At 55.1% G+C, this 18596-nt stretch carries 15 protein-coding genes and 1 tRNA gene; 9 read left to right on the top strand and 7 right to left on the bottom strand.

The annotated features are described in order from the left end of the window. The first annotated feature begins 432 nt into the window (after positions 1 to 432). Positions 433 to 1245, top strand: a complete 813-nt coding sequence (locus tag FPV09_RS08945; RefSeq protein ID WP_148883139.1) for a hypothetical protein — start codon at positions 433 to 435, stop codon at positions 1243 to 1245. Between the two features lies 1 nt (position 1246). Here the strand turns inward: FPV09_RS08945 and FPV09_RS08940 are convergent, their stop codons facing one another. After that, positions 1247 to 2521, bottom strand: a complete 1275-nt coding sequence (locus tag FPV09_RS08940; RefSeq protein WP_148883798.1) for an amidohydrolase family protein — start codon at positions 2519 to 2521, stop codon at positions 1247 to 1249. Between the two features lie 67 nt (positions 2522 to 2588). Continuing rightward, positions 2589 to 3362: an S-methyl-5'-thioadenosine phosphorylase gene (locus FPV09_RS08935; RefSeq protein WP_148883797.1), complete on the bottom strand. Its 774-nt coding sequence runs from the start codon at positions 3360 to 3362 to the stop codon at positions 2589 to 2591. Positions 3363 to 3506: 144 nt separating this feature from the next. Between FPV09_RS08935 and FPV09_RS08930 the strand changes: the two genes are divergently transcribed. Together FPV09_RS08930 and FPV09_RS08925 are read left to right on the top strand one after the other, a co-directional pair. Beyond that, on the top strand, positions 3507 to 4235 hold the full coding sequence (locus FPV09_RS08930) for a proteasome assembly chaperone family protein (RefSeq protein ID WP_148883138.1): 729 nt from the start codon (positions 3507 to 3509) through the stop codon (positions 4233 to 4235). Between the two features lie 9 nt (positions 4236 to 4244). Continuing rightward, entirely contained in the window at positions 4245 to 4625 is a 381-nt protein-coding gene (locus FPV09_RS08925; protein WP_148883137.1) for a DUF473 domain-containing protein, read from the top strand. Here the strand turns inward: FPV09_RS08925 and nucS are convergent. The 3 genes from nucS to FPV09_RS08910 all read right to left on the bottom strand — a co-directional run bounded on the left by nucS (position 4622) and on the right by FPV09_RS08910 (position 7678). Then, a complete protein-coding gene (gene nucS / locus FPV09_RS08920) occupies positions 4622 to 5374 on the bottom strand; it encodes an endonuclease NucS (protein ID WP_083500634.1) in 753 nt (250 codons plus the stop codon). The two genes, FPV09_RS08925 and nucS, sit on opposite strands and share 4 nt — an antisense overlap. Before the next feature lie 35 nt (positions 5375 to 5409). Further along, positions 5410 to 6474: a DNA repair and recombination protein RadA gene (radA, locus tag FPV09_RS08915; protein WP_148883136.1), complete on the bottom strand. Its 1065-nt coding sequence runs from the start codon at positions 6472 to 6474 to the stop codon at positions 5410 to 5412. Positions 6475 to 6661: 187 nt separating this feature from the next. Beyond that, complete coding sequence (locus tag FPV09_RS08910) at positions 6662 to 7678, bottom strand: potassium channel family protein (RefSeq protein ID WP_148883135.1); 1017 nt, start codon at positions 7676 to 7678, stop codon at positions 6662 to 6664. A gap of 707 nt (positions 7679 to 8385) precedes the next feature. Here FPV09_RS08910 and FPV09_RS08905 point away from each other — a divergent pair. Both FPV09_RS08905 and FPV09_RS08900 read left to right on the top strand, forming a co-directional pair. Beyond that, positions 8386 to 9009: a DNA-binding protein gene (locus tag FPV09_RS08905; RefSeq protein WP_148883134.1), complete on the top strand. Its 624-nt coding sequence runs from the start codon at positions 8386 to 8388 to the stop codon at positions 9007 to 9009. Between the two features lie 241 nt (positions 9010 to 9250). Further along, positions 9251 to 9862 (top strand): DNA-binding protein, encoded by a 612-nt coding sequence (locus FPV09_RS08900; RefSeq protein WP_148883133.1) that lies wholly within the window; start codon positions 9251 to 9253, stop codon positions 9860 to 9862. Between the two features lie 37 nt (positions 9863 to 9899). Here FPV09_RS08900 and FPV09_RS12240 read toward each other — a convergent pair whose 3' ends face one another. Then, positions 9900 to 10022, bottom strand: a complete 123-nt coding sequence (locus FPV09_RS12240; RefSeq protein WP_255453645.1) for a hypothetical protein — start codon at positions 10020 to 10022, stop codon at positions 9900 to 9902. A gap of 120 nt (positions 10023 to 10142) precedes the next feature. Between FPV09_RS12240 and FPV09_RS08895 the strand changes: the two genes are divergently transcribed. The 4 genes from FPV09_RS08895 to FPV09_RS08880 are packed head-to-tail and all read left to right on the top strand — an operon-like array spanning position 10143 to position 18170. Then, entirely contained in the window at positions 10143 to 11390 is a 1248-nt protein-coding gene (locus tag FPV09_RS08895) for an ORC1-type DNA replication protein (protein ID WP_058938970.1), read from the top strand. Next, positions 11390 to 13537, top strand: coding sequence for a DNA-directed DNA polymerase II small subunit (locus tag FPV09_RS08890; protein ID WP_148883132.1), 2148 nt, complete (start codon positions 11390 to 11392; stop codon positions 13535 to 13537). The genes FPV09_RS08895 and FPV09_RS08890 overlap by 1 nt, the downstream gene beginning before the upstream one ends. Next, on the top strand, positions 13538 to 17434 hold the full coding sequence (locus FPV09_RS08885) for a DNA-directed DNA polymerase II large subunit (protein WP_148883131.1): 3897 nt from the start codon (positions 13538 to 13540) through the stop codon (positions 17432 to 17434). It abuts the gene before it with no gap. 49 nt (positions 17435 to 17483) lie between these two features. Beyond that, positions 17484 to 18170, top strand: a complete 687-nt coding sequence (locus FPV09_RS08880; protein WP_148883796.1) for an eL43 family ribosomal protein — start codon at positions 17484 to 17486, stop codon at positions 18168 to 18170. Positions 18171 to 18474: 304 nt separating this feature from the next. Here FPV09_RS08880 and FPV09_RS08875 read toward each other — a convergent pair. Then, positions 18475 to 18550: transfer RNA gene (locus FPV09_RS08875), tRNA-Gln, on the bottom strand. Positions 18551 to 18596 lie beyond the last annotated feature (46 nt).

The following is an 18596-nucleotide window of genomic DNA, read 5'->3' as shown; positions in this document are numbered from 1 at the left end:
AGCTCGAAGTCAGTATTTTTCCTCAAGCATTAAAATCTTTCCGTTGTGACTCTTACCATTCAGCAACCCTCCGAAGGGGACATACTCTGATCCCTAGCCACCTTTGGAGCGGAAACAACACGTCAGCAATTACTTTACAAAAATGTTAGTTTCTGACCTCCATCCCGTCCCGAAGGGCAAGTTTTCAAGGAAAAAGATAACCACGCACAAACTCGAACGCGGTTTTTGAAAGGACGCAGGACAACATCATCCCCTCAAAGGCGAAAGAACACATGATACCTCTCCAAGTGGAACTATTTTTCAATCATCTTTTCAAGGCAGTATTAATCAGAAAGATATTTAAGGGTTTCGACTTTAAGGGGTCATTGGGAAGTTTGCCACATCCTCCACGAAGGATGAGAATTTCAAAAGGGAAGATGTAAGTGATGCCCCATGAAAGCGTTTGAAGCACTGGCGGAAGCCATTACATCCATTTCCGAGGACAAAAAGCTATGGAGGTATCCCGTTGCGGCGTCAGGGATAGCCGGTGCGCTCCTGGCCATCTCCGGGCTCGATACGGATATGAAGCCGGTAGCATACAATCCCAATTTCAGCATCGGCATCGCGGTTCTGCTCGCCCTTATAGCCCTGTTCATCAAACTCACAGTCCTCTACTACCCCACCAGGGCATTCTACCATCACAAAAAGGGCATACCCTTCGAGGAGCCAGCCCTCATAAAGGAGTCCGTGACAGGAGGGATAATGGCCCTCTTGGTGGGCATCGTTTATGGAATCGTCATCCTCATAGTCGGCGGCCTCATGCTCTTCCCCGCGATACTGGCGTACTACGCCCTCTCCGGAACAACGAAGTACGTGATAGCGGGACTGCTTGGATTGCCTCCTGCGATCTTCCTGATGGGGATAATCACCATGATGCTTCCGGCGTACATATGGACCAAGGATTTCGGGGAAGGGCTGGGAATAATCGGAACCGCACTGGACAACGCCAGGGAGGTTTTCGTCTTCGGGGCCCTGATGGGGGCCGTTATCGTTGGCATCGGGGCCGCGGCCGGAGGGCTTGTTTTCATGACCTCCCTCGTTGCCAAAGGCTTCACTGGAGCGCTGGTGGCGGGCCTGCTTGATGGCCTCATAACGGGCCTCGCGAGCGTTCTCTCAGCCATCGCTGGGGCGGCGATGTACAGAGCGCTCAGGGCATGGAGAGAAAAGAGGGTGAACATCAACCCCGACTGGCTGGCCAGCCTCTGAGCTAGGCCAGCTTTCCTATCGTTTTTTCGGCCTCGTCGAGGATTTTCTCCTCGTCGAGCGTGAGGACCTCGCGGTCGAGCATGAGGATTTTTCCGTCCACTATCGTCGTCTCGACGTCGTTGCCGTTGGCCGAGTAAACGAGGTGGCTTATCACGTTGTTCACTGGCCGGAGGTGGGGCCCGTTGAAGTCGATGATGGCTATATCCGCCAGGTAACCCTCCTTTATGACGCCCGCCTTGAGGCTCAAAGCTTTGGCACCGTTGAGCGTGGCCATCCTGAAGACTGTCCTAGCATCGGCCACGGTCGGGTCGAGGTTGTGAACCTTGTGAAGCAGAGCGGCCAGCTTCATCTCGTCGAGCATGTCGAGGTTGTTGTTGCTGGCACTTCCGTCCGTCCCGAGGCCGACGTTTACGCCGGCGTTGAGGAGCCTCTGAAGGGGCATAACACCGCTCGCGAGCTTCATATTGCTCGCGGGATTGTGGGCGACGGTGACGCCGTTCCTCGCGAGTATCTGTATGTCCCTGCTGTCGAGCCAGACGCCGTGGGCTATGATGACGTCGCTCCCGAGGAAGCCGATTTCATCGAGGAGAACCACCGGGCTCTTTCCATAGCGCTCGCTTATCTGGCCTATCTCCGCCATCGTCTCGCTCACGTGGATCGTTATGAGCTTCCCGTGCTCGTTCGCCAGCTTCCTGACCTCCTTGAGCAGAGCTATCGAGCAGGTGTAGGGGGCGTGGGGGCCAAAGACGAAGTGAACCCTGTCGGAGCCGAGCTTTTCTATGAACTCCATCGTGCGGAGAGCCTCTTTGAGTTCCTTCTCGGTCTTCTCGGGATCGCCGAGGTCTATCATTCCATAGGAAAGGTAGCCCCTAAGACCGGACTCCTCAACGACCTCTGCAACGGCGTCCATGAAGAAGTACATGTCGAGGAAGGCCGTTGTCCCGGTCTTTATCATCTCCAGCGCTCCGAGGTACGCGCCAACCTTGGTGTATTCTCTAGTGAGCTTCGCCTCCCTTGGCCATATGTGGTTCTGGAGCCAGTCCATGAGAGGCAGATCGTCGGCGAGGCCGCGGAAGAGACCCATCGGAGAGTGGGTGTGCAGGTTCACGAAGCCCGGAGAAACAACCTTTCCCTTTGCATCTATAACAGTGTCCGCGGCCTCGGTGATGTTTTTGGCCACCTTAACGATTCGATTTCCCTCAATGAGAACGTCACCCTCAACGACCTCAAAGCCCTCGCCGTAGATAACGCGGCCGTTTTTGATGAGAATGCTCATGACCACCACCCCTGTTTTAAAGGGGTGTGTTTCCGGTGGAAGTTAAAAAGGTGTCGGAGAAAAGGAATCAAACAAACATGCTCTTCAGCACATCGGCACAGCCGCACTTCCTCTCCTCTGGAATCCTCGGGATGGCCCTCTTGAGCAGTTCCTGGACCTTGTAGTTGTTCTCCGCCATGACCTTGAGAACTTCCTGGGCATCAACGGGCTCCTCGGCCCAGACGTCGTAGTCCGTAACCGTCGCTATGTTCGCGTAGCACATGCCCAGCTCGCGCGCGAGGTTTATCTCCGGGACGAGAGTCATGCCGATGATGTGGGCGTACTGCCTGAACATGAAGCTCTCAGCGCGCGTTGAGAACCTCGGCCCCTCGATGCAGACGTAGGTGCCCTTCTCGTGGACCGGGAAGCCGAGCTCCTTTGCCGTCTCGTAGAATATCTTCCTCATCTCCGGGCAGAAGGGGTCGGCCATCGAAACGTGGGCAACCCTCGGGCCGTTGTAGAAGGTGTAGTCCCTCTTCTTCGTGAAGTCGATGAACTGGTCGGTTATGACTATGTCGCCGGGCTTGTACTCCTCGCGGAGTGAGCCGACGGCGGTAACGCCGATAACCCTCTCGACACCGAGCTCCTTGAGGGCCCAGATGTTAGCGCGGTAGGGAACCTCGTGCGGTGGAAACTCGTGGTGCTTGCCGTGCCTCGGTATGAAAGCAACCTCAACGCCCTCGATTTCGCCTATTTCCACTGGAGCCGAAGGCCTGCCGTAGGGAGTGTGGACCTTCACGGTTTCCTTGGGCTCAAAAACGCCATAAACGCCCGAACCACCTATGATACCTATCCGCGGCATGGTCATCACCGTGTTAAATGCTCGCTTCCCTCATATAAGGATTGCTTTTCCAGTGGAAATGGAACTCGAATGAAGAGGAGCACCGCCGGGTAGAGACGAAAATTTAATAACCTTTTGAAACTAAATTTCTCCGGGGGTGGTACCGTGGAAAACGAGAGTCCGGTCAAGATAGTGCTCCCGGAGATAAAGAATCCGATACTGATAGAGGGCTATCCCGGAATAGGCCTGGTGGGCCACATAGCTGCCAACTTCCTGGCCAGGGAGCTGGAAATGGAGATGATAGGCTACGTGGAGAGCCCGTTCATCCCACCCATGGCGCTGATCCTCGATGGAAAGCCAAACCCCCCTCTCAGGTTCTATGGAAAGGACAACATAATACTCGCCGTGGCGGACATCTACGTCCCTCCCACCCTAGTGAGCGAAATAGCCCGGGAGCTCGTGAGGTACCCCAAGGACATGGGAGCAGACAAGATCGTATCCCTGGGCGGCATAGGCATAGGCCTCTTCAAGGAGAAGATGGACGTCTGGGGAGTTGGGGCCAAGGAAGAGTTGAACAGGGAGCTTGAGAACCTGGGGGTGAAAATCCTCCAGTACGGTTCGATAATGGGGATGAGCGGAAAGCTCCTCTGGGAGGCAAGTAAGGAAAAACTCGACGCCTACGTCCTCCTGGGGGAGACCTTCGGGGACAGACCCGACCCGAGGGCTGCTGCAAACGTCATAGAGGTTCTGAAGAAGCTGACGCCGATAGAGGTCTCAACGGAGCCCCTGCTCAAGGAGGCGGAGATGATAGAGGCCCAGCTGAGGAAGATGCACGAGCAGATGGAGCAGGCCAGGAGAAAGGCCGAGAAGCAGTACGAGAGCATCTACCTGTGAGGTGAGAGCATGGAGGCGATAACTCTCGCCGGAATCGCGAGACGGGTTCTCGATGAGCTTTTGAGGAGCCCGTACAAAACCCTTGAGATAAGGGGCGCGAGGAATGTTATCGCGCTCGAAAGGGCCCGCGAGCTCGGGAGGGTCTTCCTCACCTACGAGACTTTCCAGGATGTCACTGTAGGCACCGAGGGGCTCCTCGCGGAGATACTCCGCCTGGAGAGCATGGAGCAGCGGATCCCCTGGGAGGAGAGCGACGAGAGGGAAGTAACCGTGTGCCGGGCGCAGGTGAGGCTCCTCGGCCTCGGCAGAATAGTCGAAGTGAGGAAGAGGAACACTGTGCTTGTGGTCAGGGTTCGCGAGATGCTGCCACAGGAGATGGACATAGGCTAAAACAGGGTTTTCTGCCTGCCCTTTCCGAGCTTTTCCCTCTTCGGCGGCTGAACCTTTCTGAACTCAAGGCCTTCCTTTTCAAGGAGCCTCTTCGCGCCAGAGGTCAGAGATGGGGCAACGAGTATTCCCCTAACACCCTCATGCTCCTTGCTCAGGCCTTCAACGTAGCGCTTGAGCTGGCTGACCGCATGCAGGTCTGCCTTCCTGCGCTTCAGCTCAAGGACGACGAGGTTTCCGTTCTTATCGCGTCCGAGGATGTCCACTATGCCGTGGCCGATCTGCTTTTCCCTGAAAAGCGGCTTGAAGCCAGGCTCGATAAGCTCAGGGTTTCCGAATATCATCTCCGCCATCTCGGCCTCGCTGCCGGTGAGTGTCAGCTCCTCGTAGTCCTCGGCCTTGAACAGGGAGACGAGGTAAACCTCCTCAAGCTCGACCTCAAGTATCTCTTTCGGCTTCCTCCTCACGGAGCGAAGGATGATTATGCCATCGCGCTCCTCAACCGTCACGAAGCTCCCCGGCGGCTGCCAGTTAACGGGTTCCCTCTTCTTGCTCTGGTGGATGAGAAAGGCACCGTCGGGCTTGATTATTATCACCCTGTCGCCGGAACCGAGCTCGCTCTTCGCCCGGCCATCGTAGTGCACCTTGCAGCGGGCAAATATCGTCAGCATTGCCTCGGACGACAGGGCGGAATCGACTATCCTCAGGAGTTCCCCGCGAGGGGGATTCTGAACGGCCTCAACCTTTGACATGGAGTGAGGTAAAGAAGAGGGGTTAAAAAACTAACTCAGTCCTCGGCGCCCTTGTCGGTTATCCTAAAGATCGCCTCACCCTCGGGAAGGTGGGGGCTGTCTATGAGCCTGGCGACGCGCTTGCCGGCCTTGCCCTTCCTCAGGTAGATTCTCAGGGTCGCGCTGTGGGCGAGGATGTGGCCACCGACTGGCCTCGTCGGGTCGCCGAAGAAGGCATCCGGCTTCGCCTGCACCTGGTTGGTGACGAAGACCGCTATATCGTAGAGGTCTGCTATCCTGTGGAGATCGGCGAGGTGCTTGGCCAGCTTCTGCTGCCTCTCGGCGAGGGTTCCCCTGCCGACGTACTCGCTCCTGAAGTGAGCCATGAGTGAATCAACGACAAGGAGCTTTACCGGCCTGTCCGTCTCGGCCTTCTCCTTGATTATCTCCTCGGCCCTCTCGACGAGGAGCATCTGGTGGTTGCTGTTGAACGCCCTCGCAACGTAGATGTTCTTGAGCGTCTCGTCTGGGTCGAGGCCCCTAGCCTCGGCTATCTGTCTTATTCTCTCCGGCCTGAAGGTGTTCTCGGTGTCTATCCAAACGACAGAGCCGTGGAGGCCTCCCTCCTCCTCTGGGAGCTGAACCATCACCGCGAGGGTGTGCGCCAGCTGGGTCTTTCCGGAACCGAACTCACCGAAGACCTCGGTTATCGCCTGGGTCTCAACACCGCCGCCAACGAGCTTGTCGAGGCTCTTGCTTCCGGTGGAAATCCTGCCGATGGTGCTCCTCCGCTCCATGTACTCGTCGGCACGCATGAAGGTTCCAATGTTGGCGGCCTCTCTGGCGGCCTGGATTATCTTGAGAGCCGCACCCTCGCTGATTCCCGCTATCTCTTTGAGTTCCATTGGAGAGGCAACGGCTATGGCCTCGATGCTGTCGTAGCCAGCCTCGCGAAGCTTTTCGGCGGTTGCCGGACCGACACCGGGGAGGTCTTCAAGGGTCTTTATCTCCTTTTCCTTCTTTTTCTTGGTTGAGCTTGACGGGGACTCCTCAACGACATCGAGCTCCTCAAACTCTTCGAGCTCTTTTATTTCATCGTCAGCCTTCTTCTTCCTTGGCATCTCACTCACCCACTACAACTACCTTCCATAGGGGTAAAAAGCCGAAGGGTTATATACTTTTCTTTCCGGTGGAGCGAAAGATAAAAGTACCAAATATCCGGAGATATCGCAAATTCACGCCCTTGCTGGGCCGTTTTAGTAGGAATTGAATACACAATCCGACGGTAAGGGTAATGGAGCAACACTCTCACCTTTTTCCACTGGAAGAGCCGGGCTTTATGACGATCAGTTTGGACCCTTCAGGAATCTCCTCGTCCAGTGCGGGGCTGAGAACTGGCTTTTCCTTGTAGTATCCAAGAAGGAAGTAGCCCTCATCGTGGAGGCGCTTCATGGCCTCAACGTAGGGAATGCCCCACAGGTCTCTGCGCTTCAGAACGGAGATATCGTAGCCGCCGGCGGCTGTGGTCAGGTCGTCTATGACGTCCACCACCTCGGGCTCGAAAACAGAGCTGGCGAGAAGCCTCCCCGCGAGACTTCTGCTGAGTATCACCCTGTCGGCTCCAGCCCCCTTGAGCAGCTCCATGCTCTCCCCGCGGAGGGCCTCGACGAAGACTTTCGCTTTAGACATGCGCTTCACCATGAGGGTCGTGAAGACGGACTTCGAGTCGTCCTCAAGGGCAAGGATGACGTAGGAGGCCTCCCTCACGTGGGCGCGTTCAAGGGTCTCTGGATTCGTGGGGTCGCCGATGAGGACCTCCACTTCCTCTGGAAGCTCAACCTTCTTCCTCTCGCTCTCGTCTGGGAAGACCACCACTATCGGCCGCATCTCTATCTCTCCACTGGAAATCGCGGACATGAGTTCACCCACGCAGCTCGGGATGCTGCTCCCGCGGCCGATTATCACGTAGTGTCCAGAATACCTAACGCTGTGCATGCCCATCATCCTCCTCAGAGACGATGAAATGAAGTATTCCGCCAGAATTGAAACGAGGGCTGTAAAAGTCGAGATTCCGGCAACGGCAGCGACCATAGCCACGGCGCGGCCAGCCTCGGTCTGCGGCGTTATATCACCATACCCGATTGTGGCCATCGTTATGACGGCCCAGTAAAAAGCCGTGTAAAAACCCACATTCTCGAAATACATGAACAGGAACGCAAAAATACCAGCCAGCAGGAGTACAAGTGCCGCTATTTGAAGGAGCCGGTTCCTGCTGACCTTGACCTTCATCCTGAGAAGTCTTCGCACGAGTGGTACCGGAATCATGGTATAAGCTACAGGGGGAGGTTTTAAAAAACTATCATCACTGCCCTAGGAAGTCCACGGATGGAGTATTTTTTCCAGTGGAAACAAAGGTCTTTTTCGATGTCCATCTGAAAGACCCCCCAGAGTTCCATTTCCACTGGAACCCAGTTTTGGAGATGGACGGATTTTCGCGGCCGGAACAATGAAAGGAGTGTTTATAAACAATCTTTCGATCATCAAATATGCATGTTTAAAAACGAACTCTAGATTTTGTGGTCTTTCGTTCATTACTACCCATAGAACTGGGCTTTTTATGAACATTGTTCATGAAAATATATAAATATCAAAAGTTTAAAAAAAAGTGGGAGAGTTTCACTGGGAAACAAGAAAATTACTGGAGTAGCCAAAACCGTGCTCCACTGGAAACAAAACTCCCGGGGGGTATCGAAGTGTTTAACTTTTTTAAATAGCAAAATGCTTCTGTTTACCGTGAATGTCCAGAACAGTATATCGCTGTTCACATTTTGATGTCCTTTTATGTGCATTGACCTTTCAGTGGAAATGATCATTTGATTTCATCTGGGCATTTACAAATTTAAAATTCTGCCGTACCTCTGTGAGCACTTAACCCCTTCGCTTCCTGTGGAGAGTGTTGGCTCCAGTGGACCTCTTTAATTTCCATTGTAAGATTAATTAACCTAAGTCGCGTACTATATCCGGTGATCTCGATGGATAATATAGAGGCCCGGGTTCTCGGGTGGCTGAAAGCGGGTGATGATACCGCAGAGGACATAGTGGATCTGCCTTGGTCCGTTAAGGAGATTCAACCCAACACCTACGTGGCTGAACATCCCAGAATGCCTTTCTCGCTCCTGGTGGTCTTTTCCGAGGGTTTCATTCATCTCCTAGTTCCCCTGGGGCTGGAGACCTTCTCAATGACAAATGACGATAAGCTCAGGATTTACCACACCCTCCTCCGCCTCAACGACCAGGTGAACATGATGAAGTTCACCCTGTCGGGAATGAACGATGATGTGTACCTCCGCGTTGATCTGGACAGGAAGACTCTTGGCAAGGAAGAGTTCAACGACGCCCTCACCGCACTCCTCATTGGGCTTCTCTCCTCTGTCTCCGCGTTGGGTCTTGAGGAGGCATTCGCCCGCGAGATATTCGATCGTATAGTCGGCATGGTTGTGGACAGGGTGGATAAGGGTGCCAGCAGGGAGGAGCTGATGAAGTTTCTGACCGTTAAGGTCGGCATGACAGTGGAGGATGCGAAGAACCTTCTGGATGAGGTTTTCGTTGCGAAGCGCTCCCTCGAGGGCCATGAGAAGGACGTTGGGTACTTCTGAGGTATCGCCCGCTTTTACTTTTTTTCTGGAATCTTGTCCCTTTCTTATGACATGCGGGAAGGAATCAGTTCTTTTTCCCTCTGATGCCACCCTTAGGGTTGAGATGTTCGGATGGATTCTCCCTGGAATGTATCCATTTGTGTGTTTTTTGAACATTGTGGGTTCGACATTTTTATTTGGAAGTTCTGGATGGAAACCCTTATTAACACCTTTGGGGTTAATCCTACTGAGGTGATCTGTTATGGATGATATAGAAACCCAGGTTCTCGAGTGGCTTAGGTCCGGCAGTGAGGACGCCGCCGATATTGTGAACCTTCCGTGGAACGTCAGCGAGATTGGTGATGCCACCTACGTGGCGGAGCATCCCAAGATGCCGTTCACCATCGTGGTCGCGTTCTCGGATGAGTTCGTTCATCTCATGATCCCCACCAGCCTCGAGACGTACGGCATGGACGAGGCTGACAAGCTCTATGTGTACCACACCCTTCTGGAGCTTAACGACAGAATTCACATGATGAAGTTCAGCCTGGGAAGGCCCAATGACGTCGTCAACATCCGCGTTGACCTGGATAAGAAGACCCTTGGCAAGGAGGAGTTCAACGATGCCCTCACCGCCCTGGCGATAGGACTTCTGTCCGGCGTGGAGGCCCTGGGTCTTGAGGAGGAATTTGTGGAGAGGGTCTTCGACCGCATACTCTACATGCTCCTAGAGAGGGTGGAGAAGGGATACACCTACGAGCAGCTCATGGAGTTCCTGACCGTTAAAGTCGGACTCGACGAAGCGGAAGCAAGGAGGCTTCTGGATTCCGTTCTTGAGGTCACCCGGGAAAAATCTGGGCCGGAAGAGGCGTGACGCTGGCTGGTTCTCTTTGATCATCTCTTCTGTTTTCTCACCCTCTTTTTACATCCCCCTGTTCAACAACGCATATAAACCCATGACCTCGAATATCTATGCTTTCCTCTGCATCCAGTGCTTCCTCTGGAATATGTGTCTGATGTTCAAAATCTGGCAAATGACTATGGAAAATAGTCAATACTAAATGTCTTTAATCGCTCAATTGGCAAAATCAATCATTCGGGTTTGCACAATAATCAATAACCGGCCTGGATTTCTATTGGAATGGGTGGTGAGAATGGACGACAATTACATTGATTCAATCTTCGAGAAGTACCTTCACGCCAAGAAGATATTCAAGAATAAAGAGGTTCTCAGACACAGTTATACCCCTAAGGAGCTCCCCCACAGGCGCGAGCAGATTGAGGAGCTGGCTCATATTCTGGTTCCCGTCCTCCGTGGCGAGACGCCTTCGAATGTTTTTGTGTACGGGAAGACGGGAACGGGTAAGACGGTTACCATAAAATTCGTTACCGACGAGCTGAAGAGGATCTCCGATAAGTATGAGATCCCCGTGGACGTCATTTACATCAATTGCGAGATAGTGGACACTCAGTACCGTGTTCTGGCGAACATCGTGAACCACTTTAAGAACGAGAGCGGCGTTGAGGTCCCCCTTGTGGGCTGGCCCACCGATGAAGTTTACGCACGGCTTAAGGAGGTAATCGACGCCCGTGAGCGCTTCGTCATAATAGTCTTGGACGAGATTGACAAGCTAATCAAAAAGAGCGGCGATGACATCCTCTACTCCCTCACGAGGATAAACACCGAGCTGGGCCTTGCGAAGGTGAGCATCATAGGCATCTCAAACGACCTCAAATTCAAGGAGTACCTCGATGCGCGCGTCCTCTCGAGCCTGAGCGAGGAGGAGGTTGTCTTTCCCCCGTACGATGCCAACCAGCTCAGGGATATTCTGATGCAGCGTGCCAGCGACGCATTCAACGAGGGCGTTCTCGACGACGGCGTCGTCCCCCTGTGTGCCGCCCTGGCTGCGAGGGAGCACGGCGACGCGAGAAGGGCCCTTGACCTGCTCCGCGTTGCGGGTGAGATAGCGGAGCGCGAGGGCGCGAGCAAGGTCACGGAGAGGCACGTCTGGAAGGCCCAGGAGAAGATAGAACAGGACACCATGGAGGAGGTCATAAAGACCCTTCCGCTCCACTCGAAGGTTCTGCTCTACGCAATAGTCCTCCTGGACGAGAACGGCGAACTGCCCGCCAACACGGGCGACGTTTACTCGGTTTACATGTCCCTCTGCGACCACATCGACCTCGAACCCCTCACCCAGAGGCGCGTGAGCGACCTGATAAACGAGCTCGACATGCTCGGCATCATCAATGCCAAGGTCGTCAGCAAGGGCCGCTACGGCAGGACGAAGGAAATAAGGCTCAACGTAACACCTTATAAGGTCAAGAACATATACAGACACGATTCCCAGCTTCAGACCATGCTGACGGTGAGCATGTCCCGCCAGAGGAGGCTGCTCTGATGGGTTTGATCGAGGATTTAATGGCCAATCGCTATCTAATCACCCCTTCGGCTTACTACCTTCTCGTGGATAGCTACAAGAAGGACTTCACTCTCGCCGAGCTGATAAAGTTCGCCCGTGCCAGGGGCACGTTTGTCATAGACTCAGCCATTGCGAAGGAGTTCCTCAGCGGGAAGGGCCCTGCTCCACTGGAACCCCCCGCCGGCGAGGGTCCCCCCGAGCTCCAGGAGACTGTCGAAGAAATCCCCCTCGAATCTGGAGAATCTGATGAACTGCCGGAAGAATCTTCCGATTTTGCTGAGAGGGTCCCGGATGGGGTTCATGTTGCTGAACCCGGCGACGTGATGGGCTCTTCTGGAGGGGAACCGCCAACTTATATTTCCACTGGAAATCCTGGTGAATCCGCGGTGGAAACTGCGTCTTTTAGTGGATCTGGGCTAGGAGAACCCGAATATTCTGGGGGGGAGAGTTTCATTTCCACTGGAACTCTGCCTGCCGGTGGTGATGGGGAGGGACCCGTTGGGGAAAACGTGTCCGCTGGGACCCCCGGGGAGGATGCCCCCCTCGAGACGTTTCCGATGGAGAACGGTGCTGTGTTGCGGTCTGAACCCGCCGCAGGGGGCCAGGCCGTGGTTGCTGGCTCTGCCTTCCCCGAGAACGGAAACGGTTACACTGACGATGAATCCTACTACTCCGACGAGAACGGGAACGGTGTGAAGCCCAAGATAGTCTACGGTGACTACGGGGTGCCGATAGCCTACGTCGGCGAGGAGGTTCCCGAGGAGAAGAGCTACTCGACGTACGCGGATGTTGTTATAACGCCCAGGGAGGGCTTCCACTATCGTGCGAGGGAGATAGAGGATGACTGGGAGCTCGTCTTCGACGTCAAGAATGTGAAGTTCGAGGTTCCCAAGGTCAAGAGCGCCGCCAGCAAGGAGGGCGAGATAATCGTCAAGGTGTACTCGGACTACTTCAAGAGCCGGCTGAGAAAGATGCGCAGAATCCTCCGCGAGAACCCCGAGCTCGGCAGCGTCATAGACATAGGGAAGCTGGGCTACGTGGGAGGGGACGAGGAGGTAACCATCATTGGTCTCATCAACAGCAAGCGCGAGACGGCTAAGGGATTCATGTTTGAGGTCGAGGACAGCACTGGGATAATCAAGGTCTTCATAAACCGCAACAACGAGGAGAGCAAGAAGTTCTTCCAGATAATGCCCGACTCCGTTATAGCCTTCCGCGGCCGCTACTCGGGGAGGGGCATATTCTTCGCCAACAGGATCTACCTCCCGGACGTTCCAAAGTTCAAGCGCGACAAGCCTCCGCTCGAGGAGAAGGTTTACGCCATCCTCCTCAGCGACATCCACGTGGGAAGCAACAAGTTCTGCGAGAAGGCCTTTGAACGCTTCCTCGAGTGGCTCAACGGTGAGGTGAACAACCGCGCCGAGGAGGAGCTCGTGAGCAGGATAAAGTACATGATAATCGCCGGCGATGTCGTCGATGGAATCGGCATCTACCCCGGCCAGTACAACGAGCTGGAGATTCCGGACATCTTCGATCAGTACGAGGCCCTGGCGAACCTCCTCCGCAACGTGCCCGACCACATAACCATGTTCATCGGCCCGGGCAACCACGACGCCGCCAGAACCGCCCTCCCTCAGCCGGGGTTCTACGATGAGTACGCCAGACCCCTCAAAAAGCTCAAGAATGCCGTTATGATAAGCAACCCTGCCGTCGTGAGGCTTCACGGACGCGACTTTCTCATTGCCCACGGGCGCGGCATAGAGGACGTCGTCAGCTTCATCCCGAACAGGAGCCACCACAGGCCCGCCGAGGCCATGCTCGACCTGCTCAAACTCCGCCACCTTGCGCCGACCTTCGGGGAGAAGGTGCCCGTCGCACCGGATTCGGAGGATACCCTCGTTATAGAATCCGTTCCTGACCTCTTCCAGGCCGGTCACGTCCACGTCATGGAGTACAAGATGTACAACGGCGTTTTTCTGATAAACACCGGAACCTGGCAGGCCCAGACGGAGTTCCAGAAGATGGTGAACATCATGCCAACACCCGCCAGGGTGCCCATAATAGACGTCGAAACCGCCCGCTTGAGGGCCGTTGTGGGGTTTGATGAGTACTGTGAGGGGGTTTGAATGGGCGAGGAACTCTACTCATCCGAGATGAAATCCTACTTCGAATCGCTCCAGCGCGAGATAGACAGGGCCTACGAGGTGGCGAGAAAGGCCCGCGCTCAGGGAAAGGACCCCAGCCTTGAGGTTGAGGTCCCCCAGGCGACCGACATGGCCGGCCGTGTTGAGAGCCTCGTCGGTCCGAAGGGTGTGGCCGAGAGGATACGCGTTCTTGTTAAGGAGTACGGTAAAGAACTGGCCGCCCTAAAGGTCGTTGACGAGATTATAGACGGTAAGTTCGGTGACCTGGGGAGCAAGGAGCGCTATGCCGAGCAGGCCGTTAGAACCGCCCTTGCCATCCTCACCGAGGGAATCGTCTCCGCCCCCCTGGAGGGAATAGCCGACGTCAAGGTCAAGAGGAACGAGTGGGGCGACAATTCCGAGTACCTGGCCCTTTACTACGCGGGCCCCATCAGGAGCTCCGGAGGAACCGCACAGGCCCTCAGCGTCCTCGTCGGCGACTACGTCAGGAAGAAGCTCGGCCTCGACCGCTTCAAGCCGAGCGAGAAGCACATAGAGAGGATGGTGGAGGAAATAGACCTCTACCACCGCGCCGTCACGCGCCTGCAGTACCATCCGGAAGCGGATGAAGTAAGGCTCGCCATGAAGAACATCCCCATCGAGATAACCGGCGAAGAGACCGACAAGGTTGAAGTCAGCCACCGCGACGTTCCCGGCGTTGAGACCAACCACCTGCGCGGCGGTGCGATTCTCGTCTTGGCCGAGGGCGTCCTCCAGAAGGCGAAGAAGCTCGTCAAGTACATAGACAAGATGGGAGTTGACGGCTGGGGCTGGATAAAGGAGTTCGTCGATGCCAAAGAAAAGGGCAAGAAGGCGGATGATTCCAAATCTTCCGAATCCAAAGCCGAGGATTCCGGCGCCGGAGAGGAAGTTGTCGAAAAAGTTGAGAGAGGCTTCTACTACGAGCTCTACGAGCGCTTTAAGGCCAACATCGCCCCCAACAAGAAGTACACGAAGGAGATAATAGGAGGAAGGCCGCTCTTCGCCGAGCCCTCCGAGAACGGCGGCTTCCGTCTGCGCTACGGCCGCTCCCGCGTCAGCGGATTCGCCACCTGGAGCGTCAACCCCGCCACCATGCTCCTCCTCGACGAGTTCATAGCGATTGGAACCCAGATGAAGACGGAAAGGCCCGGCAAGGGCTGTATCGTAACCCCCGCAACGACGGTCGAGGGGCCGATAGTCAAGCTCAAGGACGGGAGCGTTATACGCGTGGACGACTACGAGACCGCCCTCAAGGTCCGCGACCAGCTGGAGGAGATACTCTACGTCGGCGATGCGCTGGTTAACTTCGGAGACTTCGTGGAGAACAACCAGACCCTTCTTCCCGCCAACTACTCGGAGGAATGGTGGATTCAGGAGTTCGTCAAAGCTATAGCCGAGACCTACGAGGTCGAGCTTAGGCCGTTCTCCGACAATTCACGCGAGGCCATCGAGGAGGCGGCGGAGTACATTGAACTCGACCCGGACTTTCTCGAAAACCTGTTGAAAGACCCCCTCCGCGTGAGACCTGACGTTGAGGTTGCTATACACATCTCAAACGTTCTTGACATCCCGCTCCACCCATACTACACCCTCTACTGGAATACACTCAAACCTGAGGAAGTTGAGGAACTCCAGCGGGCGCTGCTGGGTGCTCAAATCGAGTGGAACGAGCATATGAAGAACAAGTTCGCGAGAAGAGTCGTTTTGGACAACGACCCCAAAATCAAACGCTACCTTGAACTCCTCGGCCTCCCCCACAGGCTTGAGCGCACTGGGGAGAGGAAAAAGGTCATAGTCATCGATTACCCCTGGAGTGCAGCTCTGCTCACACCCCTGGGCAACCTCGAATGGGAGTTCAAGGCAAAGCCTTTCCACACCACCATAGACATCATCAACGAAAACAACAGGATAAAGCTCCGCGATAGAGGAATAAGCTGGATTGGGGCGAGAATGGGAAGGCCGGAGAAGGCCAAGGAGAGGAAGATGAAGCCGCCGGTGCAGGTTCTCTTCCCAATCGGCCTCGCTGGCGGCTCGAGCAGGGACATCAAGAAGGCCGCCGAGGAAGGAAAGGTAACGAGCGTGGAGATAGCCTTCTTCCGCTGTCCGGAATGCGGTCACGTCGACCCGGAGCACGTCTGCCCGCGTTGCGGAACGAGGAAGGAACTCCTCTGGCACTGCGCCAAGTGCAACGTTGATTACTCGCAGAGCGAGGCCGAGAACTTCGACTTCCGCTGTCCCAAATGCGGGACCGAGCTGAAGCCCTACGCGAGGAGGACCATAAAGCCCTCCGAGCTTCTTCGCGTCGCCATGGAGAACGTCAAGGTCTACGGCATCGACAAGCTCAAGGGCGTCCAGGGTATGACCTCCGGCTACAAGATGGCCGAGCCCCTGGAGAAGGGTCTTCTGAGGGCTAAAAACGACGTCTACGTCTTTAAAGATGGTACCATTCGTTTCGACGCCACCGACGCCCCGATAACCCACTTCAAGCCGAGGGAAATAGGTACGAGCGTTGAAAAGTTGAGGGAGCTCGGCTACACCCACGACTTCGAGGGCAAGCCCCTGGAGCGGGACGACCAGATACTCGAGCTCCGCGTGCAGGACGTCATACTGCCCTACGAGGCTGGAAGGTACCTCCTCAAGGTGGCCCGCTTCATAGACGACCTCCTCGAGAAGTTCTACGGTCTTCCGCGCTTCTACAACGCAGAGAAGATGGAGGACCTCGTTGGGCACCTCGTGATAGGCCTCGCCCCGCACACTTCAGCGGGAATTATAGGCAGGATAATAGGCTTCTCCGACGTCCTTGTGGGCTATGCGCACCCGTATTACCATGCCGCGAAGAGGAGGAACTGCGACGGGGATGAGGATAGTGTAATGTTACTTATGGACGCATTGTTAAACTTCTCTCGTTACTATTTGCCCGAGAAGCGCGGCGGCAAGATGGACGCCCCGCTGGTCGTTACCACGCGCCTCGACCCGCGCGAGGTTGACAGCGAGGTCCACAACATGGACGTCGTCCGCTACTACCCGCTGGAATTCTACAGCGCCACCTACGAGATGAAGTCTCCGAAGGAGATTAAGTTCATCGAGCGCGTTGAGGACCGGCTCGGCAAACCGGAGATGTACGAGGGCCTGAAGTTCACCCACGACACCGATGATATAGGCCTCGGCCCGAAGATGAGCCTGTACAAACAGCTCGGCGACATGGTCGAGAAGGTGGAGCGCCAGCTGGCCCTGGCGGAGCTCATAAGGGCGGTTGATGAGCACCACGTGGCTGAAACGATAATCAACTCCCACCTCGTTCCGGATTTGAGGGGCAACCTGAGGAGCTTCACGAGGCAGGAGTTCCGGTGTGTGAAGTGCAATACGAAGTACAGAAGGCCTCCGCTGGCCGGCAAGTGCCCCAAGTGCGGCGGAAAGATCGTTTTGACCGTCAGCAAGGGAGCTATAGAAAAGTACCTCCCCACGGCAAAGATGCTCGTTACGAAGTACAACGTGCTCGACTACACGAGGCAGAGGATATGCCTGACCGAGAAGGACATAAAGACACTCTTCGAGAACGTCTTTCCCGAGAGGCAGAGAACGCTGATGGGCTTCTCGGCCGACGTCTGCGAGAAGATGATAAAGGCCCGTACCGGAAAGTCCAACGGCAAAAACGGCTACCTCGACGAGCTGAAGGCGAACGGAAAGCTCAAGAAGAAGTCCAATGCCGAGAAAAAGAAGGAATCCAAAAAGGCCTCCAAGCGCTCTGAGAAGAAGATAAAGCCATCGCAGGGGTTCGAAAAGGCGGTCAAGAAGGAAAAGGCCGCCATGAAGAAGAAAAAGAAGGGCATAAGCCTCGACGAGTTCTTCGGTTCCTAGCCTTTCCGTTAATCATATATATCATTATGCCGCTCTTTCTTTGATGGGAATGAACCCAGGGTTCAAATTGCTCCCCAGCGTGGCCTACCTGCGGGTTCAGAGGCAGGTGTTCATAGGCTATTCTATGCCCCTCGCGGGATGGATAGGGGAGTATCTGATCAACTATCGGAAGCTCCCCCGGCCGAACTTCCTTGGAAGGGCGATGGGCAAGCTGGGTTTTCACCTAGCCGGCGAAGAGAGGGACGACCGCTACATCACCCAGTTCTTCACGAAGGGGAGCGTCTCTGTAAGCGCCAGTTGGGACGTTGAGAGGGAAAGCCTTTTCCTTCAGGTGATCCCCCTCCGTTCAAGGCTCTCCCACGGCTTGACGGTTCGCGCCGAGAACATCGAGTTCTACGACCAGTACGTGGTGAGCATAGAGCCGACCGGCAAGCTACCGCCTGGAATCAGGGGCATCGGAATAAACGCCCTGATCCTTGAGGATTTTTATCCCCTTGAGACTCCCTACTGGGGAATGCTCCACGAGGACTGGGAGGTCGAGCTCAACCTGCTCGTCATGAAGGACGAGGTTTACGAGGGGCTGAGCCGCGAGGAGTACCGCTGTCCCGTCTGCTTCTCACCTCTGAGCGAGGAGAACGGCGTCCTTAAGTGCACCACGTGCGGCTTTACCTACGCTCCGGAGACGGACTTCGAGAGGGTCGTGGAGAGCTTTGGCGTGGAGGAGTTTGCGTTTTGAAGCTTTTGGGAAAAGCTTCACCAAAAGTTAGTAGCTCACCACAAAGAACTTCCAAATAGTGAAGGATTTTGCGTTTTCATTGCCATTTTTCAAGCGAGAACACTTTAAAGAACCCATTAAAATGGGGTTTACTTCCCCTTGACGCCCTACGGGCGTCTATTTTGAAGTTAAACCCTCGCACAGAGAGCAATTTGGCAAGCCCTCGCCCTTAAAACAGCAGTTTTGGAGAGAAAATCACCGAGAACTTAACTCTTCAAAAAGGAGCTACGAACTTTGATGAAACTTTGCGAAGGCAAAGTTTCTATGGTAGCCCCGCCGGGATTCGAACCCGGGTCGCGGGATCCAAAGTCCCGCATGCTTGGCCGCTACACCACGGGGCTGCCCGATAGAAAAAGCAGAGTCTCCACTTATAAATCTTAAGCCCAT

The organism is Thermococcus aciditolerans, from assembly GCF_008152015.1.
Taxonomy (GTDB): domain Archaea; phylum Methanobacteriota_B; class Thermococci; order Thermococcales; family Thermococcaceae; genus Thermococcus; species Thermococcus celericrescens.
This window is presented reverse-complemented; position numbering and strand designations above follow the sequence as displayed.